The organism is Streptomyces sp. NPDC058289 (assembly GCF_042880975.1).
GTDB lineage: Bacteria > Actinomycetota > Actinomycetes > Streptomycetales > Streptomycetaceae > Streptomyces > Streptomyces stoeckheimensis.
Genome location: NZ_JBHVYI010000071.1, coordinates 17,876 through 38,685, shown reverse-complemented (window position 1 = coordinate 38,685; position 20,810 = coordinate 17,876). Strand labels below are relative to the sequence as shown.

The window sequence follows — 20,810 nt, the reverse complement described above, 5'->3', positions numbered from 1 at the left end:
GCTCAGGCCCCGGTGGCCAGGAACCGTTCGACGCGATCCGCGAACCACTAGGGCTCGTCCAGCCGGGGGAAGTGCCCGCCGCCCCGCTGCACGTCGGCGACGCCCCGCGCGAAGAGCCCCGCGAGCCGGGCGGCGAGGGCCGGGGAGGGGTTGGAGTCCAGCTCCCCGGCCAGGACCAGCGCCTCTCCGGCGAAGCGGCCGAGCGCGGCCCGGGTGGCGGGCGGGTCGAAGGCGCCCGGGCCGGCGAAGGCGACGGAGGCCTCGGCGTTCTTCTGAACCGGGCTCAGTGCCGCGTGGGCGCGCGCCGTCTCGTCCCAGCGCCCGTAGGCGAGGGGCATCGCCGCCGCCCAGTCGGCCTCGTCGGGGGTCCCGCCCGCGGCGAAGGCGGCGAGCGCCCGCTCGTAGGCCGCGACGGCCGTGTCGTAGGGCTCGCCGCCGGCCCTCCGGCGGACGTCCGCGAGGCGGGCTTCCGGGGACTCCGCGAGGTCCACGGCCCAGCAGGTCGGCGCGATCAGGGCCAGTCGGCGCACCCGCTGCGGATGCGCCGCCGTGTAGAGCAGGGCCAGGTTGCCGGAGGCGGAGTGGGCGAGCAGGTCGGCGCTCTCCAGGCCGAGGTGGCTGCGCAGCGCCTCGACGTCGGCCACCTGGTGGTCGACCCGGTACGTCGAGGTGTCGGCCGGGATCGCGGAGTCCCCGGTGCCCCGCAGGTCGAGCAGGATCAGCCGGCGCCCGGCGGACAGTCCGCCGAGGTCGCCGAGGTAGGCGGAGGCCCTCATGGCGCCGCCGGGGAGACAGAGGAGCGGCTCGCCTTCACCCTGGACGTGGTACGCGAGTTCGGTTCCGTCGTAGGTGGTGAAGGTAAAGGTGCAGGTGGAGGGGTGTGGAGGTCGACATGGGCGCAATCTCAGCAGACGATCACTCGTTCGAGTAATTGATTTGGCCGTCGAGGTCCGGCAATCTACCGAATGATCGGTCGGTTGACTCGAGATGGGGTGGGCGGCATGGGTACGGACGCGCGGGGCCACGACGGCGGTGCGGACAAGGCGGGCGCGGACACGACGGGCGCAGACACGACGGGCGCAGACACGACGGGCGCAGACACGACGGACGCGGGCGAGCGGATGGGCCGGGACGAACTGGCGGCGCTCCAGCTGACCCGGCTGCGGGCGACCTTGCGCCGGGCGTACGACCGGGTGCCCTTCTACCGGCAGGCCTTCGACAAGGCCGGCCTGCATCCCGACGACTGCCGCTCCCTCTCCGATCTCACCCTGTTCCCCTTCACCACCAAGTCCGACCTGCGCGACCAGTACCCCTTCGGGATGTTCGCCGTACCGCGCTCCGAGGTCCGCCGCATCCACGCGTCCAGCGGGACCACGGGCCGGCCGACCGTCGTCGGGTACACCGACGGGGACCTGTCCACCTGGGCGGACGTCGTTGCCCGCTCGATCCGCGCGGCGGGCGGCCGACCTGGCCAGATCGTCCACATCGCCTACGGGTACGGACTGTTCACCGGCGGCCTGGGCGCCCACTACGGCGCGGAGCGCCTGGGCTGTACGGTCGTGCCCGCCTCGGGCGGGATGACGGACCGCCAGGTCCGGCTGATCCAGGACTTCCGGCCGGAGGTCATCATGGTGACCCCCTCCTACATGCTGACCCTGCTGGACGAGATGGAGCGCCAGGGCATCGACCCCCGCACCACCTCGCTCCGTACGGGGATCTTCGGTGCCGAGCCGTGGACGGAGGAGATGCGCCGCGAGATAGAGGAGCGCCTGAACATCGACGCGGTGGACATATACGGGCTCTCGGAGGTGATGGGCCCGGGTGTCGCGCAGGAGTTCGCGGAGACCAAGGACGGGCTCCACATATGGGAGGACCACTTCTACCCGGAGGTGGTCGACCCTCTGACGGGCGCCGTGCTGCCGGAGGGGGAGGCCGGGGAGTTGGTCTTCACCTCGCTCACCAAGGAGGCCATGCCCGTCATCCGCTACCGCACCCGGGACCTGACGCGGCTGCTTCCCGGCACCGTCCGGCCCGCCTTCCGCCGGATGGAGAAGATCACCGGCCGTAGTGACGACATGATCATCCTGCGCGGGGTGAACCTCTATCCCACCCAGATCGAGGAGGTGCTCCTGCGGACCCCCGACCTGGCTCCGCACTTCCAGCTCCGCCTGACCCGGCAGGGACGACTGGACGCCCTGACGGTACGGGTGGAGGCGCGCCGCGGGAGCGACGCGGGCCGGCGGGAGGCCGCGGCGGCCTCGGTGGTGCGGGCCGTCAAGGAGGGCATCGGCGTCTCGGTCGCGGTGGAGGTGGTCGATCCGGAGACGCTGGAGCGGTCGGTCGGCAAGATCAAGCGGCTGGTGGACCTCCGGGAGGGCTGAGGCGCGGCGCGGGCGGTGGGTACCGGGCAACCCCCGGCCGGGGTTCCGCCGCCGGGCCGCGGCCGGATCCACCGGCGTCGGATCCACCGCCGTCGGATCCACCCCACCGGGTCCACCGCCGTCGGATCCACCCCACCGGGTCCACCGCCGTCGGATCCACCCCACCGGGTCCACCGCCGTCGGATCCTCCCCACCGGATCCACCGCCGTCGGATCCACCCCACCGGATCCACCGCCGTCGGATCCTCCCCACCGGATCCACCGCCACCGGATCCACCGCCGTCGGATCCACCCCTTCGGGCCCACTCGGGGGTCCTCCCGGGAAGGTGCGGGCCCATCCGGGTAGGGACAGAGGCGTGACCTCGACCTACCGGCGGATCCACGACCGGCTCCAGGCCTCCCAGGCCGGGCTGGCATGGAGCCGTGGCCGGGAGATGGAGCTGATGCACCGGGCCATGGGCTTCGCCGCCCTGGGCTTCCTCACCCTGGTGCCGCTGCTCGTCGTCGTCGCGGCCGCCGCGCCGGGCAGCGGCTCGGGCTTCGGCCGCTGGCTCGGTCAGGCCCTCGGGGTGACGGAGTTCTCCCGGGAGCGGGTGGAGATGCTGTTCGGCGCCGCGGACCTCGCGCTGGAGCGGACCACCGCCTTCGGTCTCGCCGCCCTCGCGGTCTTCGGCCTGACCTTCGGCTCCGCCGTGCAGACCGGGTACGAGAAGGTCTGGGACCTGCCGACGGCCCGCTGGCACACCATGTGGCGGCACGTCGTCTGGCTCGCCCTGCTGGTCTGCTACCTCGGGCTGCTCGTCCTCATCCCCGCCCCGTCGGACGACGCGCCCGGCACGATCCTGGGCACCACGGGCGATCTCATCGGGACCTGTCTGTTCTTCTGGACCTCCCAGTGGATCCTCCTCGGCGGCCGGGTGCGCTGGCGCGCCCTGCTCCCGGGGGCCGCGTGCACCAGTCTCGGCCTGCTCGGCCTGCGGGTCTTCTCGCAGCTGGTGTTCTCCCCGCTGATCGCCTCCAACGCCGTGACCTACGGCCCCTTCGGCACGCTCCTGGTCGTCCAGTCCTGGCTGGTCGGCGTCGGCTTCGTGGTCTACGGCGGCGCTCTCGTCGGCCGGCTCTTCCACGAGCACCTCGTCCTGCGCCGCCTCCACGAAGCGGAATTCGATTGAGCGTGCGATGCCGGCCGTGGTACCACTTCGTGGTTCGCAAGATGATCACGAGATGGACCAGAGGTGTGGTGGGCATGGCGCTCGGAGAACTGGTGAAACTGCGGGCGATGGGCCCCGAGGACGCCGAAGCCTTGTGGCGCTGGAACCACGACCCCGAGGTCATGCGCTGGATGGACGACAACTACGCCCAGCCGGTGGAGCGCGTCCGCACGTGGCTGACCGAGCGCCCCCGCAACTCCTACGGCGACCTGCTCTTCGGCATCGAGGCGCTCGCCGACGGCGTGCTCGTCGGGCTGGTCACCCTGCACGATGCGGAACCGGAGAAGGGCATCGCGAAGCTCGACATCTACCTGGGCGAGAAGGCGTACTGGGGCCGCGGCTACGCCACCGACGCGGTGCGGACGGCTTGCCGCTACGGGTTCGAGGACATGCGCCTGCACAAGGTGACGTTGACCGTGGTCACCGAGAACCACGCCGCGCGCAAGGCCTACGAGAAGGTCGGTTTCGTCGAGGAGGGCCGCCTGCGGCAGGTCTTCCGCCGCGACGGCCGCTGGTTCGACATGTTCACCATGGGGCTGCTGTCGGACGAGCTCCGCTGACTCCGCCGAGGTCGGTGCCGCTTCCCGTTCAGGCCGGGTTCGAGAAGCGGTCCCGCAGGGTGCGCTTGAGGATCTTGCCGCTCGCGTTGCGGGGAAGGGCGTCCACGAAGAGGATCCGCTTCGGGGCCTTGAAGTGGGCCAGCTTCTCGCGGGCGTAGGCCAGGAGTTCCGCTTCCGTCACCCCGTCGCGCGGGACCACCACCGCCGTGACGGCCTCGATCCACCGTTCGTCCGGCAGGCCGACGACCGCCGCCTCGGCCACGCCCGGGTGGGTGTACAGCACGTCCTCGACCTGTCGCGAGGCGACCAGCACCCCGCCCGAGTTGATGACGTCCTTCACCCGGTCCACGACCGTGAAGTACCCCTCCGGGTCCCGGACCGCCAGGTCGCCGGAGCGGAACCAGCCGTCCCGGAAGGCCTTCTTCGTGGCCTCCGCGTCGTTCCAGTAGCCCAGACAGAGCTGCGGGGAGCGGTAGACCACCTCGCCCGCCGTGCCGTCCGGCACCTCGGCGCCGTCCTCGTCGACGACGCGTGCCTCCACGTGGTGGACCGGCCGCCCGCACGAGTCCATCCGCCCCTCGTGCTCCTCCGGCCGCAGCACCGTGGCCAGCGGGCCGATCTCGCTCTGGCCGAAGCAGTTGTAGAAACCGAGTCCGGGCAGCCGCGCCCGCAGCCGTTCCAGGACCGGCACCGGCATGATCGAGGCGCCGTAGTACGCCTTGCGCAGGGCGGAGAGGTCGCGGACGGCGAAGTCAGCGTGATTGGCCAGCCCGATCCACACCGTCGGCGGCGCGAACAGGCTGTCCGCCTCCCCCGCCTCCACCAGGTCGAAGATCTCCTCCGCGAACGGCGCGTCCACGATCGTGTTCCGCGCGCCCACCGCCAGGTACGGCAGCAGGAACACGTGCATCTGCGCCGAGTGGTAGAGCGGCAGGGAGTGCACCGGCAGATCGTCCTCCGCCAGGTCCAGGGCCGCGATCGCGCTCTCGTACTCGTGGCACAGCGCCTCGTGCGTCATCATCGCCCCCTTCGGCAGGGCGGTGGTCCCGGAGGTGTACAGCAGCTGCGCCAGCCGGGACGGGTCCGCGGAGCGGGCGAACGCCCCGGGCCCGCCGGGCTCCGCCGGTTCGGCCGACCCGGTCTGCTCGGCCGACTCGGTCTGCTCGGCCGACTCGGTCTGCTCGGCCGACTCGGTCAGCTCCGACAGGAAGGAGCCCGGCGCGTCGCGCAGCGGGCGTACGGCGAAGCCTTCGGGGACCCGCCCGGCCAGGTCGGGGTCCGCAAGGACGAGCGTGCTCCCGGAGTTCTCCAGGATGTACGCGAGGTCCTCCCCGGTGAGGTTCTGATTGACGGGGACGTGCGTGAGCCCGGCCCGCGCGCAGGCGAGGAAGGCCAGGAGATAGGCGTCGGAGTTGTGCCCGAAGGTCGCGACCCGGTCCCCCTCGGCCAGCCCGTAGCGCCCGCGCAGCACGGCCGCGGCCGTGGAGACGGCCGCGTCCAGTTCCGCGTAGGTCCAGGTCCGTGCGCGGTAGCGGACCGCGATCCGGTCCGGGACGCGTCGCGCGCTGTCGTGGACCAGTCCGTCGACCGTGTTCTTCCGCACCGGGGTCATGGCGGGATCTTCGTCTGCGCGGACGGCCGGGGTCAATGACCCGGGCGCCGCGGATGCCGGGCCGGAACACCCCGTGGATACCAAACGGCATGTTGACACGGCGTCAGGTGGCCTGCATGAGTGTGGGGGCACACCAGCACCACCCGTCCGCACGGGCGATCGCGCCCGTCCGCAGGCTACTTGGGAGGTACGTTGCGCCTTTTCCACGGACGCCGTCGCGCCCGCCCGCTCCTCCGTCGTGTCGCCCTCACCGGCACCGCACTGCTGGCCGTCGCCTCTGCGATGCCCGAGGCCGCCGCCCGGGACCAGGGCTCCGGCCCGTCCGGTGGCGGCCTGTCCGCCGTCATCCGGTACACGGAGAACGGGATCCCGCACATCCTGGCCCGGGACTACGCCCACCTCGGGTTCGGCACCGGCTGGGCGCAGGCCGCCGATCAGGTGTGCGTGCTCGCCGACGGGTTCCTGACCGTCTCCGGGGAGCGGTCGCGGTGGTTCGGCCCGGACGCCGCGCCCGACGGTTCGCTCTCCTCCGCCTCCGGGAACCTCTCCAGCGACCTGTTCTTCAAGGGCGTGCGCGACTCCGGCACCGTGGAGAAGCTGCTGGCCGTGCCCGCGCCGGCCGGGCCGGGCAAGGAGGTCAAGGAGCTGATGCGGGGCTGGGCCGCCGGCTACAACGCCTGGCTGGCGCAGAACGAGATCACCGACCCGGCCTGCAAGGGCGCCGGGTGGGTGCGCCCGGTCACCGCCACCGACGTCGCCGCCCGGGGCCTGGCCGTCTCGGTCCTCGGCGGCCAGGGCCGCGCGGTCGACGGCATCACCTCGGCGCGGCCCCCGGGCACGGCGGCCGCCCCGGACACGGCCGGAGTGGGTCCGGCGGCCGGCCTCGATCCGGCGGACGCCGCGGAGGCGGCCCGGGAGTTCTTCGACACCGCCCGCTACGACATGGGCTCCAACGCGGTGGCCTTCGCCGGCTCCACCACCACGAACGGCGCGGGCCTGCTCCTCGGCAACCCGCACTATCCGTGGCAGGGCGGCCGCCGGTTCTGGCAGTCGCAGCAGACCATCCCCGGCGAGCTGAACGTCTCGGGCGGCTCGCTGCTCGGCACCACCGTGGTCAACATCGGCTTCAACGAGAAAGTCGCCTGGAGCCACACGGTGGCCACCGGTACCCCCGTCAACCTGCATCAACTGGCCCTCGACCCGGCCGACCCGACCGCCTATCTGGTGGACGGCAAGCCGGAGAAGATGACCACGCGCACCGTCAGCGTCCAGGTCGCGGGCGGCGCCCCGGTCACCCGGACCCAGTGGTGGACCCGGTACGGCCCCGTCCTGTCCGGCCTCGGCGGCGGTCTCCCGCTGCCCTGGACCACGACCACCGCCTACGCGCTGGCCGATCCCAACGCCGTGAACCTGCGCGGCTCCGACACGGCCCTGGCCATGGGCAGGGCCCGCTCGGTCGCCGGGGTCCAGGACGCCCTGCGGCGCACGCAGGGCCTGCCCTGGGTCAACACGGTGGCCGCCGACTCGGCGGGCGGCACGCTCTTCACGCAGTCCCAGGTGCTCCCCCGGATCACGGACGAGCTCGCCGCGCGCTGCTCGACCCCGCTGGGCAGGGCCACGTACCCCTCCTCGGGGCTGGCGGTGCTGGACGGTTCGCGCGGTGACTGCGCGCTCGGCTCCGATCCGGACGCGGTCCAGCCCGGGGTCTTCGGTCCGGGCCGGGCACCGACGCTGCGCGACGCCGCGTACGCCGAGAACTCCAACGACAGCGCCTGGCTGGCCAATGCGAAGCAGCCGCTCACCGGCTACGAGCGGGTCTGGGGCAATGTCGCAACGCCGCGCTCGCTGCGGACCCGGGGCGCTCTGGAGGACGTCTCCGCGATGGCCGACCGGGGCGGGCTGACGGTGGCGGACCTGCAGGAGCAGCAGTTCGCGAACCGGGTCCCGGCCGGTGATCTGGCGGCGGCCGACGCGGCGGGGGCCTGTGCGGCCCTGCCGGGCGGGACGGCCACGGGCAGCGACGGCGCCGCCGTGGACGTGTCGGCGGCCTGCGGGGTGCTGGCGGCCTGGGACCGCAGGGCCGACAGTACGAGCCGCGGCGCGCTGCTCTTCGACCGGTTCTGGCGGAAGCTGACCGCGAACACGGCGGCCAAGGACCTGTGGCTGGTGCCCTTCGACGCGGCCGATCCGGTACGGACGCCCCGCACGCTCAATCGGGCGGCGCCCGGGATCGGGCGGGCCCTCGCCGACACGGTGACGGAGCTGAGGGCGGCGGGCATCGCTCCGGACGCCCCGCTCGGGGAGCACCAGTTCGTGGTGCGCGGTGGGCAGAAGCTGCCGGTGGGCGGCGGAACGGAGGCCCTGGGCGTCTGGAACAAGATCGAGGCTCCGTGGAACGCCGCGGGCGGTGGCTACCCGGAGGTCGTGCACGGCTCCAGCCACATCCAGGCGGTCGGCTGGGACGGCGGCCGCTGCCCGGTCGCGCGCACGCTGCTGACGTACGGCCAGTCCTCGAACCCGAATTCGCCGCACTCCGCCGATCAGACCCGGCTCTTCTCCCAGGAGCGCTGGGTGAAGGCGCGGTTCTGCGAGCGGGACATCCTCACCTCGCCCCGGCTGAAGGTGGTCTGGCCGCGCGAGCGGCGCTGACCTGCGCGACCCCGTACGACAGGCTCCGGCGCCTGTCGTACGGGGTCGTGGCACGCTCAGGGGCTGACGGCGAGGAAGAGGTACGCGGCCAGCAGCACGAGGTGCACGCCGCCCTGGAGCAGCGTGGCGCGACCCGGGACGATGGTGAGGGCGCTGACGACGATGGTCAGCGCGAGCAGCACCATGTGGAGCGGTTCGAGCCCGAGCAGCAGCGGTCCGGAGAGCCAGATCGTGGCGAGGGCGATGGCCGGGATGGTCAGGCCGATGCTGGCGATGGCGGAGCCGTAGGCGAGGTTGAGGCTGGTCTGCACCCGGTCGCGGCGGGCGGCGCGGACGGCTGCCAGGGTCTCGGGCGCCAGCACGAGCAGGGCGATGATCACACCGACCACGGCGTAGGGCAGGCCGAGGTCCGCGACGCCGCGTTCGATGGTCGGGGAGACCGCCTTGGCGTTTCCGACCACGGCGACGAGCGCGACGAGCAGCAGCCCGAGGCTGATCAGGGCGGCGCGGGCGGTGGGCGGTTCGGCGTGCTCGTCGTCTTCGCCGGCGGCCGCGGCGGCGGCCGCCTGCGCGGCCTCCTTGCGGATCCGCTTGGTGTCGACGGGCAGGAAGTAGTCGCGGTGGCGGACCGTCTGGACGGCGACGAACAGGCCGTAGAGGGCGAGCGAGGCGGTCGCGGCGAAGGCGAGTTGGGCCGTGGAGAACTCGGGGCCGGGCTTGGTGGTGGTGAAGGTGGGGAGCACGAGGCTGAGTACGGCGAGCGTGGCGACGGTGGCCAGGGCCGCGCCCGAACCCTCGGCGTTGAAGACGGCGACGCGGTTGCGCAGGGCCCCGACGAGCAGGGACAGGCCGACGATGCCGTTGCACGTGATCATCACGGCGGCGAAGACGGTGTCACGGGCGAGGGAGGAGGTCTTGTCCCCGCCGTCGGCCAGCAGGGTGACGATGAGGGCCACTTCGATGACGGTGACCGCGACGGCGAGGACGAGCGAGCCGAAGGGTTCGCCGACGCGGTGGGCGACGACTTCGGCGTGGTGGACCGCCGCCAGCACCGCACCGGCCAGGCAGAGGGCGACCAGGGCCACGGCGAGTGAGGGCAGGTCGCGTCCCCAGCTGAAGACGAGCGCGACGAGCGCCACCACGGGGACCACGACGGTCCAGTCGGTCAGGGGGGATCTGTGGGTTGCCGTACTCATATCAGCCAACTTGCCAGAACTGTCCGCCCTGTGCGGTCGAACAGCCGCCTTCACGCCCCTGACGTGGCACTTCTCACGAAACTTCGGGCGTGGCGGACGGATGGACCGGGCCGGCCCCGCAGGGCCGGCCCGGTCCTCACATCGCGCGCTCGTGGCCTTCCCAGTACGGCTCGCGCAGCCGGCGCTTGTACAGCTTGCCGTTGGGGTCGCGCGGCATCGTCTCGATGAAGTCCACGGTCTTGGGCCGCTTGTACCCGGCCAGTTGCCGCTCGCAGTGGTTCAGGATCTCCGCCGCCAGCGCGTCGCTCGCCGCGAAGCCCTCGGCCGGTTCGATGACCGCCTTGACCTCCTCGCCCCAGGAGGGGTGCGGGATCCCGAAGGCGGCGGCGTCCGCGACCGCCGGATGGGTGAGCAGCGCCGATTCGATCTCGGCCGGGTAGATGTTCACCCCGCCCGAGATGATCATGTCGATCTTCCGGTCGCGGAGGAAGAGGTAGCCCTCCTCGTCCATCAGGCCGAGGTCCCCGACGGTGAAGAAGTCGCCGATGCGGTTCTTCTTCGTCTTGCCCTCGTCCTTGTGGTAGCTGAAGCCGCCGGTGTTCATCTTGATATAGACGGTGCCGAGTTCACCGGCGGGCAGCCGCTCGCCGTCGTCGTCGAAGATGGCGAGCTCGCTGATGGGCCAGGCCTTGCCGACGGTTCCCGGCTTCTTCAGCCAGTCCTCGGCCGTCGCGAAGGCGCCGCCGCCCTCGCTCGCCGCGTAGTACTCCTCCACGCACCGGCCCCACCAGTCGATCATCGCCCGCTTGACGTGGTCGGGGCAGGGTGCGGCGCCGTGGATGGCGTGCCGCATGGAGGAGACGTCGTACGCGTCCTTCGTCTCCTGCGGGAGCGCGAGGAGCCGGTGGAACTGGGTCGGGACCATGTGGGTGTGCGTGCAGGCGTGCGCGTCGATCAGGCGCAGCATCTCCTCGGCGGTCCACTTGTCCATCAGGACCAGCGGGTGCCCGATGTGCAGGGCCGCGGCGGCGAACTGCAGGACGGCCGTGTGGTAGAGCGGCGAGCACACGAGGTGAACGTTGTCATCGAAGGCGCGGATGCCGAAGATGCCGAGGAAGCCGCCGAGGTACGTCTCCTCCGGGAGCTTGCCCGGCAGCGGGCGGCGGATGCCGCGCGGCCGGCCGGTGGTGCCGGAGGTGTAGTTCATGACCCAGCCGAGCGTGCGGTCGGCGGGGGCGGTGTCCGGCTGGCCGTCGAGCAGTTCGCCGTACGAGCGGAAGCCCGCGACCGCTCCGACCGCGTACCGGTGGCTCGTGGGCAGACCCGCCTCGTCGGCCGCGGCGGTGGCGGCCTCGGCGAACCGCTCGTGGGCGACGAGGACCTTGGCTCCGGAGTCGGAGACGATCCAGGCGATCTCGGGGCCGACGAGGTGGTGGTTGACCGGGACGAGGTAGAAACCGGCCTGGGAGGCGGCCAGGTAGGCCGTGAGGAACTCGACGCTGTTGGGGAGGACGACGGCGAAGACGTCTCCCCGCTCCAGGCCGGCGGCGCGCAGGCCGTGGACGAGGCGGTTGACGTCGGCGTGCAGCCGGGCCGCGGTCCAGGTCTCACCCTCGGGGGTGACCAGGACGGTGCGCTCGGGGTCGGCGGTGGCCTGGGCCCAGAAGCCGTTGGGGGGTGTGTCGGTCATCTTGTCCACTCCTCAGATGCTCAGGCCCGGCCGGCGATGCGGGTGATGCGGTCGATGGCACGCTCGAAGCCGCTGGTGAGGTCGTCGAAGACGGCCTGCACGCTGCGCTCGCTGTTCATCCGGCCGACGATCTGCCCGACGGGGGTGCCGAGCAGCGGCTGGATCTCGTACTTCTGGATGCGGGACACGGCCTCCGCCACGAGGAGTCCCTGCAGGGGCATCGGCAGTGCGCCGGGGCCCTCCGGGTCGTCCCAGGCGTCGGTCCACTCGGTGCGCAGCTGCCGGGCGGGCTTGCCGGTCAGCGCGCGGGAGCGGACGGTGTCGCCGGAACCGGCCGCGAGCAGCTTCTCGGTGAGGGCGCGGGAGTGCATGTCCGCCTCGGTGGTGGTCAGCCAGAGGGATCCGAGCCAGGCGCCCTGGGCGCCGAGGGCCAGTCCGGCGGCGATCTGCTCGCCGCTGCCGATGCCGCCGGCGGCGAGGACCGGGATCGGGGCGACGGCCTCGACCACCTCGGGCACCAGCACCATGGTGGCGATGTCTCCGGTGTGTCCGCCCGCCTCGTAGCCCTGGGCGACGACGATGTCGATGCCGGCCTCGGCGTGCCGGCGGGCGTGCTTGGCGCTGCCGGCGAGGGCGGCGACGAGGACGCCGTGTTCGTGGGCGCGCGCGATGACGTCGGCGGGCGGGGAACCGAGGGCGTTCGCCAGGAGTTTGATGGGGTAGTCGAAGGCGACGTCGAGCTGGTTGCGGGCGACCTGTTCCATCCAGCCCGTGATGCGCCAGCCGGAGGCCTCGCCCTCCGGGAGTTCGGGTACGTGGTGTTTGGCGAGGGTGTCGCGGACGTACTCCCGGTGCGCGGCCGGAATCATCGCCTCGATGTCGGCCTCGCTGACGCCGTCGACGGCCTTCTTCGCGGGCATGACCACGTCGAGCCCGTAGGGCTTGCCGTCGGTGTGCTCCTGCATCCAGTCGAGGTCGCGCTTCAGGTCGTCGGGGGCGGTGTAGCGGACCGCCCCGAGCACCCCGAACCCGCCCGCGCGCGTGATGGCAGCGGCCACCGCCGGGAAGGGCGTGAAGCCGAAGATGGCGTGCTCTATTCCCAGTTTCCTGCTCAGCTCCGTCTCCATGGGCGGCAGGATGCCGCAGCCCGGCCGCCGAGGGAAGGGGTTTTCTGATGCAGCGTCAGATTCTTTGCCGGCCGGTCGCCGCGGGGCCCGCCTCGTGAGCGGGCAGATACTCGGGAGGGCACGACGGCGGACGGGAGGACCGGTCATGAAGGCACCAGGGGCAGCCGGGAACGACGGTGACACGAAGGGCTCCGGCGGGACCGGCCCGACGGCGCCGGAAGGCGGCGGCAGCGCGCCCGAGACGGACGGCGTCGAAGTCGAGAGCGAACTCGAGGCGGACGGCGGCGCCGGGCCCGGGGCGGACGGCGGCGCCGGGCCCGGGGCGGACGGCGGCGCCGGAAGCGGGCGGGGGCTCAGTCGGCGGCGGCTCGGGGCGCGGCTGCTGGCGCTGGGCGGCGTGCTCGTGCTCCAGGCCGCGCTGCCGGGGTCCGCGGGGGCCTCCGGGGGGCCGGCCGAGCGGCGCGCGCTCCAGGGACTGCGGCTGCGGTACGGATCCGCCCGCCAGGCCGGGCTACTTGAGAAGCATCTCGAAGGGGTGGCGGACGAGGCACGGCGCTTCCTCGGCCCCTCCCCCGAACACCCTTACTACGCCGGGGCCGTGGTCCTCGCCGGCCGGGGCCGCACCGTGGCGCTGCACCGGGCGATGGGCGACGCCGTGCGGTACGCCGACTACGACGGCCGCACCGACCGGGTCCGGGAGTTCCCGGCCGCGCAGCGGATCGCGATGGCCGAGGACACGGTCTTCGACCTGGCCTCCCTCTCGAAGCTGTTCACGTCCCTGCTGGCCGTGCAGCAGATGGAGCGCGGACGGCTGGAGCTGGAGGCGCCGGTGCACCGGTACCTCCCGGAGTTCACGGGCGGGGGCAAGGAGTCGATCACCGTACGCCAGCTGCTCACGCACACCTCGGGGCTGCGGTCCTGGGCCCCCTTCTACCAGGAGCCGACGAGGGCGGGTCAGTTGAGGCTGCTGTGGTCAGTGAGGCCCCAGGAGACCCCGGGAACGGTCTATCGCTACTCCGACCTGAACCTCATCGCCCTGCAACTGCTCTTGGAACGGATCACCGGTCACACTTTGGACCTCCTGCTCCAAGACGAGATCACTGCTCCGCTCGGGATGCACCGCACTCGTTACAACCCACCGCTCTCCTGGCGCCGGGTCACGGCCGCCACCGAAGTGCAGCGCCCGCCCTGGTCCGGGCTTGACCGCGGGCTCGTCTGGGGCGAGGTCCACGACGAGAACGCGTACGCGCTGGGCGGCGTCGCCGGCCACGCCGGGGTCTTCGGCACCGCCTGGGACCTGGCGATCCTCGCCCGCACCCTCCTCGACGGCGGCGTCTACGCCGGCAAGCGCATCCTGCGCCCTGCCTCCGTCGAGCTCCTCTTCACCGACTACAACACCGCGTTCCCCGGCGACGACCACGGCCTGGGCTTCGAGCTCTACCAGCACTGGTACATGGGCGCCATGGCCACCCCGCACTCCGCCGGCCACACCGGCTTCACCGGAACCTCCCTGGTCCTGGACCCCTCCACGGACTCCTTCCTGATCCTGCTGGGCAACTCCGTCCACCCCGTGCGCACCTGGCGCGCCGGCAGCGCCCCGCGCGTCGCCGTCGGCAACCGCTTCGCCCGCGCCGTCCCCGTCCGTACGAAGCACGGCGGCCCGGCCTGGTACTCCGGCATGGAAACCGGCGGCTCGGGCACCCTGACCCTCCCGCCGCTCACCCCCACCACCGGAGCCGCCCGGCTGCGCTGCGCCGTGTGGTGGGACACCGTGCCCGGCGCGGGTGCGCTGCACCTGGAGGCTTCCGCCGACGGGCAGGCCTGGGAGCCGCTCCCCTTCACCACCGTCCGCACCACCGGCGGAGCCGCCGAACAGTGGCCGCAGGGTTCCGCCTCCGGCTGGTCGGGCCGCATCTGGCACCGCCTCGAAGCCCCGCTCGCCGCCTGGGCCGGCCGTGAGGTCCGCCTCCGCTTCCACCACGCCGCGCAGGGCCGCTACGTGGGCCGCGGCGCCTACGTCGACGTCCTGCGCGTCTCGGAGCCCGCCCACCTCCTCTTCGCCGAGGACCGCCCCGCGGACGCCTCCCGCATCGAGGCGACGGGCTGGTCCCGCTCGGCGGACTGAAGCCCGCACGGGCCCCGGAGGTCCGGGTGCTGCGCGAGCCGCGCCCGGACACGTCCTAGGCGAGGGCCGCGTCGATCATCCGGCGGGCCACGGCCGTCAGTTCGGCCGGGTCGGGTGCCGGGCGGGTGCGGGCGAGCGCGCCCGCGAGGCGGTCGTAGAGGAGTCCGTCGGCCCATGCGACCAGGAGTTCGGCGGACTCGACCGGCCGGGCGGCGCCGAGCGCCGCGAGGATCCCGGCGGCCAGGTCGCGCGAGCCCCGGCCGGCCCGGTGGAGTTCCGTCGCGAGCTCCGGGTTCCGTGCGGCCTCCAGGCTCAGCTCGAAGCGCGCCAGTTGGCGGGAACGCCCCGTGGTCAGCCATCGGTACAGCAGCGCGGCGACCGCCGCGGCGGCGGCGTCCCGGTCCGTCGGCGAAGGCATGGCGTCCCGGTCCGTCGATGAAGGCGCGGCGCCCCCGTCGAAGTCGCCGAGGTCCAGCTCGGCCAGCCGCGCGTAGCAGGCGCCGATCAGCGCCGTCCTCGTCCGGAAGTAGTACGAGGTGCTGCCCGCCGGAAGCCCGGCCGCGCCGTCGACCGCCCGGTGGGTCAGACCTCTCAGGCCGGCGGCGGCCACGAGGTCGATCGCGCTGTCCGCGATCAGGGTTCTGCGGTCGCCGCGCTCGGGGGAACTCATACCGCCACTCTACAAGTGTAGAGTGGCGGTCGAGGTTCCTCTACATTTGTAGAGGGTCTGGGGAGCGAGGGAGGAACGGCCATGACCCGACGTCATGCGGTGGTCGCGGGTGCGGGGATCGGCGGACTCTCGGTGGCGGTGGCCCTGCACCGTCGCGGGTGGTACGTCACCGTCTGCGAACGCGCCGCGGAGCCTTCCGCCGTCGGTGCGGGGATCGTCCTCGCCCCCAACGCCCTGCGCGCCTTCGACGCGATCGGATTCGACGCCGCCCGCGCGACGGGGCACGCCGCCCCTGCCGCGATGGACCTGCGCCGCCCCGGCGGCCGCCTGCTGAGCCGCGCCGACTGCGCCGCGCTGACCGCCCGGTACGGCCGGCCCCCGCTCGCCGTGCACCGCCCGTCCCTCTCCGCAGCCCTGGCCGCCGAGCTCCCCGGGGGAACCGTCCGGTACGGCACGGCAGTGACCGCCGTCGACGACGCGGACGGCCGTCCGATCGTCCGCACCTCGGCCGGCGCACTCACCGCCGGCGCCCTCACCGCCGGCGCCCTCACCGCCCGCCCTCTCACCGCCGGCTCTCTCACCGCCGACGTCGTCATCGCCGCCGACGGCATCCACAGCCCGATCCGACGCCAGCACTTCCCGGCCCATCCCGGCCTGCACCACAGCGGGGAGACCGCCTGGCGGACCGTCCTCGCGGCCGGCGGCCCGCCCGTGCGCGCCGCCGCCGAGACCTGGGGCCGCGGGGAGCGCTTCGGCGTCGTCCCGCTCGCCGACGGCCGCGTGTACCTCTACGCCACCGCGGTCGTCCCCGAGGGCTACCGGCCCGCCGACGTCCGCGCCGAACTCCTGCGCCGCTACGGCACCTGGCACGATCCGATCCCCGCCCTGCTGGAACGGATCGACCCGGCGGCCGTGCTCCAGCACGACCTGTACGACCTCGCCGCCCCGCTCCCCCGGTTCCATCAGGGCCGGCTGGCGTGGCTCGGCGATGCGGCGCACGCCATGACCCCCAACCTCGGCCAGGGCGGGTGCCAGGCCGTCGAGGACGCCGCCGTCCTCGCGCACCTGCTGGAGGGGGCCACCGTACGGGCCGCCCTGGCCGCCTACAGTGCGGCCCGCTGCGCCCGCACCGACGCCCTGCGCGTCCGCTCCCGCCGTGCGGGCCGGGTCGCCGCCCTCACGCACCCCCTCGCGGTGGCCGCCCGCGACCTCGCCGTCCGCGCCACTCCGGCCCGGGCCGCGCGGCGCGCCCTGGACGACCTGTTCGCCTTCGACGGGTTCGGGCTTCCGGAATAGGGCATGCGGCCTCGGGCGCCAGGGCCGTGCCCTGTGGCGCCGACACTCGTTGTTGTGGTTCGTTGACCGTTCAACACGAAGGCAGGCGAAGCCATATGACCGACATCGACTGGGACAACCCGATCGACCCCAAGCCGGGCTGGACCCTGGATCACGTCAAGCTGTACGTCGGTTCGGGCGGGGCCGAGGGGCAGTACTGGAACAACACCCAGACCCTGCTGCTCACCACCCTCGGCCGCAAGTCCGGGAAGCCCGTGCGGACCCCGCTCATCTACGGCGAGGACGGCGGCCGCTACCTCATCGTCGCCTCCAAGGGCGGCGACCCCGCGGACCCGCTCTGGTACCGGAACCTCACCGAGCACCCCGAGGTCCGGGTGCAGGTCGGTCCCGAGGTCCGGCAGGGCATCGCGCGGACCGCCACCTCCGAGGAGCGTGCCCGGTTCTGGCCGCTGATGGTGAAGCACTGGCCCTCGTACGACGAGTACCAGACCAAGACCAGCCGGGAGATCCCGATCGTCGTGATCGACCCCGTTGGCTGACAGGGCGCCGGGGCGCGTCAGTGTCCCAGTACCGCCATCGCCGCGTTGTGGCCGGGCACCCCGCTGACGCCGCCGCCGCGGACCGCCCCCGCGCCGCACAGCAGTACGTTGCGGTGGGCGGTCTCCACACCCCAACGGCCGCCGCCCTCACCGGAATCGGAGTACGGCCAGGACAGGTCCCGGTGGAAGATGTGCCCGCCGGGCAGGCGCAGTTCGCGCTCCAGGTCGAGCGGGGTCTTGGCCTCGATGCACGGGCGGCCGTCGGCGTCGAAGGCCAGGCAGTCGGTGAGCGGTTCGGCCAGGTGGGCATCGAGCTGGGCGAGGGTGGCGGCGAGCAGCACCTCCCGCGCCCCCTGGTTGTCCTTTTCGAACAGCCGCGCAGGGGTGTGCAGTCCGAACAGGGTCAGGGTCTGGTAGCCCTGCTCCGCCAGCTCGGGCCCCAGGATCGTCGGGTCCGTCAGCGAGTGGCAGTAGATCTCCGAGGGCGGTACGGAGGGCAGTTCACCGGTCGCGGCCTCCGCGTGGGCCCGGGCGAGCTGTTCGTACCCCTCCGCGATGTGGAAGGTGCCGCCGAAGGCCTCGCGCGGGTCCACGGAGGTGTCCCGCAGCCGGGGCAGGCGGCGCAGCAGCATGTTGACCTTGAGCTGGGCCCCCTCGGGGGCCGGCTCGGCCGGTTCCTCCCCCAGGAGCTCGGCGAGCGCCCGCGGCGAGGCGTTGACGAGCACCACCCGGCCGGCGACCCGGCCCTCGCCCGTCGCCGTACGGAAGGTCACCTCGGCCGGGGCGGTCGTGCCGTCGGTGTCGATGCGCAGCGCCTCGTGCCCGGTGGCGATCTCCGCACCGGCCGCCAGCGCGGAGGCCGCCAGCGCGTCCGTGAGCGCGCCCATGCCGCCGACCGGGACGTCCCAGTCGCCGGTGCCGCCGCCGATGACGTGGTAGAGGAAGCAGCGGTTCTGGGCCAGGCCCGGGTCGTGGGCGTCGGCGAAGGTCCCGATCAGCGCGTCGGTGAGGACCACCCCGCGCACCAGGTCGTCGGCGAACTCCCGCTCGACGGCCCGTCCGATCGGTTCCTCGAACAGCATCCGCCAGGCCGCCTCGTCGTCGAGCCGTGCCCGCAGCTCGGCGCGCGTGGGCAGCGGTTCGGTCAGCGTGGGGAAGAGGCGTTCGGCGGCCCGCCCGGTGGTCCCGTAGAAGGCGCGCCAGCTCTCGTACTCCCGCTCCGAGCCGGTCAGCCGCATGAAGGACTCCCGGGTGCGCGCCTCGCCGCCGCCGACCAACAGGCCGCCGGGGCGTCCGGCGCGCTCGACGGGGGTGTACGAGGAGACGGTGCGCCTGCGCACCGCGAAGTCCAGCCCCAGCTCGCGGACGATCTTCGCCGGGAGCAGCGAGACCAGGTAGGAGTAGCGGGAGAGGCGGGCGTCGACGCCCGGGAACGGCCGGGTGGACACGGCGGCCCCGCCGGTGCGGCCGAGCCGCTCCAGGACCAGGACCGAGCGGCCGGCCCGGGCCAGGTAGGCGGCGGCGACGAGGCCGTTGTGGCCCCCGCCCACGATCACCGCGTCGTACACGTCGTGCCCGAAGCCCCGCGAGGTCGTCATGGCTCTTGGTAACACACCTGGCCCAGCCGCTCCAGACAGTGCGCCTCGTCGGCGTGTGCCGCGACCGTGTCCGGATGCCCGTCGCCCAGTGACCGTTCGCGGATGCCGGAGAGTTCCCGGTAGACCGGCAGCGCCTGGTCCCAGCGGCCCAGCCGGCCGAGCCCGACGGCGAGTTCGCGGCGGCTGACCAGGGTGTCGGGATGTTCGGGGCCGAGGGTGCGGGCCCGCACCTCGCCCACCTGCCGGGCTTCGGCCACCGCTTCCTCCCAGCGCTCCAGGCGCCCGAGGTTCACCCCGAGGACGTGCCGGGCCCGCAGCGTCTCCGGGTCGGCGGCCCCGTAGGCGCGGGTGCGGTCGCGGACCAGGTCCTGGAACAGCTCCAGGGCCTGGGCCGAGCGCCCGGTCCGGCCTAGGGCGATCCCGGCCTCGTAGCGGGCGGCCAGCGTGTCGGGGTGGTCGCGGCCGAGCACCCGCTCCCGTACGGCCGCGATGTGCCGGAACGCCTCCAGCGCCTCCTCCCAGCGTTCGAGGCGGCCCAGCGCGTACGCCACCTCGTACCGGGTCAGCAGCGTGTCCGCGTGCTCCGCCCCCAGGACGGCCGCCCGGTCCGCGGCCACCTCGGCGGCGGCGGCGTGGGCCTCGGCGAAGCGGCCGAGGGCGCCCAGCGCGCAGGCCAGGTTGTGCCGGCAGCGCAGGGTGTCGGGGTGGATCCGGCCCACGGTCCGCTCCCGGGCCGCGAGCACCGCGCGGTAGCCCTCGTACGCCTCCTGGTGGCGGCCGAGCAGGCCCGTCTCGTACGCCGCCTCCTGCCGCGCGGCGAGGGTGTCCGGGTGCTCGGCTCCGAGCACCCGCGCGCGCCCTTCGGCGACGGCCGCGTACCCGGCGAGGGCCTCCTCGGTGCGGCCGGCCCGGCTGAGGGCGAAGGCCCGCGTGTGGCCGGCGTCGAGCGCGGCCGGGCCCGTGAGGGCTTGGCCGGGGCCGTGCGGGAACCCGTAGGCGGCGGTGAGCCGGGGGTCCTCGGCCGGACGCGGGCGTACGACGGTCGGCGCGGGCGGGGCCGGGGCGCCGGAAGCCGTCGCGGCCGGGGCCCCGGACTCGGGAACGGCCGTGGCGGGCGCGCCGGAGCCCGTGGCGGCGTGCGCGGCATGGGCCGTCCAGGAACCCGTCAGGACGGCCCACTCGCCGCTCGCGGGACGGGCCTCGATGCCGGCCTTGCGTCCGGCGGTCATGCCCCCGGCCCACTCGGGCAGCGGCGGGTGCGCGCCGGCGGCCACGGCGGGGCCGAGCCGGGCCTCGACGAGCTGTCGGTGCAGGTGGCGGGCGTCGCCGGGCCGGTCCTCGGGGGACTTGGCGAGCAGGTCGAGCACCAGCCGCTCGAAGTGGACGGGCAGTTCGGGGCGGTGCTCGCGCGGCGGCACGGGCGCGGTGTCGCGGTGGCCGACCAGCACGGACCAGGAGTCGCCGAGGTCGAAGGGCGGGGCTCCGGTGGCGATCTCGTACAGGACGCAGCCGAGGGAGTAGAGGTCGCTGCGGTGGTCCACCTCGCCGCCCGCGATCTGCTCGGGCGACATGTAGTGCGGGGTGCCCATGGCCATGCCGCCGCCGGTGAGCTTGGCGGTGAAACCGATGTCGGCGGCCAGCCGGGCGATGCCGAAGTCGCAGATCTTCACCGTGCCGTCGGTGAGCCGCATGATGTTGGCGGGCTTCAGGTCCCGGTGGACGACGCCCTGGTCGTGGGTGTAGCCGAGGGCGGCCGCCATCTGCTCGGCGATGTCGACGACCACGTCCACGGGGAGCGGGCGCGCGTCGTTGTCCTCCAGGAGCTGGCTGAGATTGCGGCCTTCGAGGAGCTCCATGACGAGGTAGAGGGGACCGCCGGCCGCGCTGTCGTCGCCGAAGTCGTGGACGACGGTGACGCCACGGTGCTGGAGGGAGGCGGCGACGCGCGCCTCGCGGCGGAATCGCTCGCGCAGCACCTGCGTGAAGTGGGTGTCCTGCTCGGGTCCGATGGGCTTGAGGCATTTGACGGCGACCTGCCGGCCCAGCGACTCGTCGCGGGCCCGCCACACCTCGCCCATGCCTCCGCGGCCGATCAGATCGAGCGACCGGTACCGGCCGTGGATCAGTCTGGACTCCGCCATGTCTTGAAGTCGCCCC

Annotated in this window: 15 protein-coding genes; 7 read left to right on the top strand and 8 right to left on the bottom strand. The window is 73.4% G+C overall.

The window, feature by feature from the left end:
• Positions 1-47: 47 nt before the first annotated feature.
• Complete coding sequence (locus ACFVX6_RS29690; RefSeq protein WP_389696611.1) at positions 48-902, bottom strand: alpha/beta fold hydrolase; 855 nt, start codon at positions 900-902, stop codon at positions 48-50.
• A 219-nt stretch (positions 903-1,121) separates the two neighbouring features.
• On the opposite strand from ACFVX6_RS29690, the gene paaK reads away from it, so the two are divergent.
• From paaK to ACFVX6_RS29675, 3 genes are all read left to right on the top strand, one after another.
• Positions 1,122-2,381 (top strand): phenylacetate--CoA ligase PaaK, encoded by a 1,260-nt coding sequence (gene paaK / locus ACFVX6_RS29685; RefSeq protein ID WP_389696621.1) that lies wholly within the window; start codon positions 1,122-1,124, stop codon positions 2,379-2,381.
• 355 nt (positions 2,382-2,736) lie between these two features.
• The gene (locus tag ACFVX6_RS29680) at positions 2,737-3,552 is read left to right on the top strand and encodes a YhjD/YihY/BrkB family envelope integrity protein (RefSeq protein WP_389696609.1); all 816 of its coding nucleotides are present in this window, start codon (positions 2,737-2,739) and stop codon (positions 3,550-3,552) included.
• Positions 3,553-3,626: 74 nt separating this feature from the next.
• Positions 3,627-4,151, top strand: coding sequence for a GNAT family protein (locus ACFVX6_RS29675; RefSeq protein ID WP_327251237.1), 525 nt, complete (start codon positions 3,627-3,629; stop codon positions 4,149-4,151).
• Positions 4,152-4,179: 28 nt separating this feature from the next.
• Here ACFVX6_RS29675 and ACFVX6_RS29670 read toward each other — a convergent pair whose 3' ends face one another.
• Complete coding sequence (locus tag ACFVX6_RS29670; RefSeq protein ID WP_389696607.1) at positions 4,180-5,763, bottom strand: fatty acyl-CoA synthetase; 1,584 nt, start codon at positions 5,761-5,763, stop codon at positions 4,180-4,182.
• Between the two features lie 192 nt (positions 5,764-5,955).
• Here ACFVX6_RS29670 and ACFVX6_RS29665 point away from each other — a divergent pair, with 192 nt between their 5' ends.
• Positions 5,956-8,412 (top strand): penicillin acylase family protein, encoded by a 2,457-nt coding sequence (locus tag ACFVX6_RS29665; RefSeq protein WP_389696605.1) that lies wholly within the window; start codon positions 5,956-5,958, stop codon positions 8,410-8,412.
• A 56-nt stretch (positions 8,413-8,468) separates the two neighbouring features.
• Here the strand turns inward: ACFVX6_RS29665 and ACFVX6_RS29660 are convergent, their stop codons facing one another.
• The 3 genes from ACFVX6_RS29660 to ACFVX6_RS29650 form a co-directional block, all read right to left on the bottom strand.
• A complete protein-coding gene (locus ACFVX6_RS29660; RefSeq protein WP_389696603.1) occupies positions 8,469-9,608 on the bottom strand; it encodes a calcium:proton antiporter in 1,140 nt (379 codons plus the stop codon).
• A 136-nt stretch (positions 9,609-9,744) separates the two neighbouring features.
• A complete protein-coding gene (locus ACFVX6_RS29655) occupies positions 9,745-11,298 on the bottom strand; it encodes an acyl-CoA synthetase (protein WP_389696601.1) in 1,554 nt (517 codons plus the stop codon).
• Between the two features lie 20 nt (positions 11,299-11,318).
• Positions 11,319-12,425: a nitronate monooxygenase gene (locus ACFVX6_RS29650; RefSeq protein WP_389696599.1), complete on the bottom strand. Its 1,107-nt coding sequence runs from the start codon at positions 12,423-12,425 to the stop codon at positions 11,319-11,321.
• A 145-nt stretch (positions 12,426-12,570) separates the two neighbouring features.
• Between ACFVX6_RS29650 and ACFVX6_RS29645 the strand changes: the two genes are divergently transcribed.
• Positions 12,571-14,550 (top strand): serine hydrolase, encoded by a 1,980-nt coding sequence (locus ACFVX6_RS29645; protein ID WP_389696597.1) that lies wholly within the window; start codon positions 12,571-12,573, stop codon positions 14,548-14,550.
• Positions 14,551-14,605: 55 nt separating this feature from the next.
• Here ACFVX6_RS29645 and ACFVX6_RS29640 read toward each other — a convergent pair whose 3' ends face one another.
• A complete protein-coding gene (locus ACFVX6_RS29640; RefSeq protein WP_389696595.1) occupies positions 14,606-15,220 on the bottom strand; it encodes a TetR/AcrR family transcriptional regulator in 615 nt (204 codons plus the stop codon).
• Positions 15,221-15,301: 81 nt separating this feature from the next.
• Here ACFVX6_RS29640 and ACFVX6_RS29635 point away from each other — a divergent pair, with 81 nt between their 5' ends.
• Entirely contained in the window at positions 15,302-16,516 is a 1,215-nt protein-coding gene (locus ACFVX6_RS29635; RefSeq protein WP_389696593.1) for an FAD-dependent monooxygenase, read from the top strand.
• Positions 16,517-16,611: 95 nt separating this feature from the next.
• Positions 16,612-17,055 carry a nitroreductase family deazaflavin-dependent oxidoreductase gene (locus tag ACFVX6_RS29630; RefSeq protein ID WP_389696591.1) on the top strand — a complete coding sequence of 148 codons (444 nt, stop codon included), beginning with the start codon at positions 16,612-16,614 and terminating at the stop codon, positions 17,053-17,055.
• A 17-nt stretch (positions 17,056-17,072) separates the two neighbouring features.
• Here the strand turns inward: ACFVX6_RS29630 and ACFVX6_RS29625 are convergent, their stop codons facing one another.
• Positions 17,073-18,653 (bottom strand): phytoene desaturase family protein, encoded by a 1,581-nt coding sequence (locus ACFVX6_RS29625; RefSeq protein WP_389696590.1) that lies wholly within the window; start codon positions 18,651-18,653, stop codon positions 17,073-17,075.
• A complete protein-coding gene (locus ACFVX6_RS29620) occupies positions 18,650-20,794 on the bottom strand; it encodes a tetratricopeptide repeat protein (RefSeq protein ID WP_389696588.1) in 2,145 nt (714 codons plus the stop codon). Before ACFVX6_RS29620 ends, ACFVX6_RS29625 begins: the two co-directional genes overlap by 4 nt.
• Between the last annotated feature and the right edge of the window lie 16 nt (positions 20,795-20,810).

Coding starts and splice junctions, on each gene's coding strand:
- paaK (WP_389696621.1), top strand. CDS start 1,122: ATGGGCCGGGACGAACTGGCGGCGCTCCAGCTGACCCGGCTGCGGGCG.
- ACFVX6_RS29675 (WP_327251237.1), top strand. CDS start 3,627: ATGGCGCTCGGAGAACTGGTGAAACTGCGGGCGATGGGCCCCGAGGAC.
- ACFVX6_RS29670 (WP_389696607.1), bottom strand. CDS start 5,763: ATGACCCCGGTGCGGAAGAACACGGTCGACGGACTGGTCCACGACAGC.
- ACFVX6_RS29660 (WP_389696603.1), bottom strand. CDS start 9,608: ATGAGTACGGCAACCCACAGATCCCCCCTGACCGACTGGACCGTCGTG.
- ACFVX6_RS29655 (WP_389696601.1), bottom strand. CDS start 11,298: ATGACCGACACACCCCCCAACGGCTTCTGGGCCCAGGCCACCGCCGAC.
- ACFVX6_RS29650 (WP_389696599.1), bottom strand. CDS start 12,425: ATGGAGACGGAGCTGAGCAGGAAACTGGGAATAGAGCACGCCATCTTC.
- ACFVX6_RS29645 (WP_389696597.1), top strand. CDS start 12,571: ATGAAGGCACCAGGGGCAGCCGGGAACGACGGTGACACGAAGGGCTCC.
- ACFVX6_RS29640 (WP_389696595.1), bottom strand. CDS start 15,220: ATGAGTTCCCCCGAGCGCGGCGACCGCAGAACCCTGATCGCGGACAGC.
- ACFVX6_RS29635 (WP_389696593.1), top strand. CDS start 15,302: ATGACCCGACGTCATGCGGTGGTCGCGGGTGCGGGGATCGGCGGACTC.
- ACFVX6_RS29630 (WP_389696591.1), top strand. CDS start 16,612: ATGACCGACATCGACTGGGACAACCCGATCGACCCCAAGCCGGGCTGG.
- ACFVX6_RS29625 (WP_389696590.1), bottom strand. CDS start 18,653: ATGACGACCTCGCGGGGCTTCGGGCACGACGTGTACGACGCGGTGATC.
- ACFVX6_RS29620 (WP_389696588.1), bottom strand. CDS start 20,794: ATGGCGGAGTCCAGACTGATCCACGGCCGGTACCGGTCGCTCGATCTG.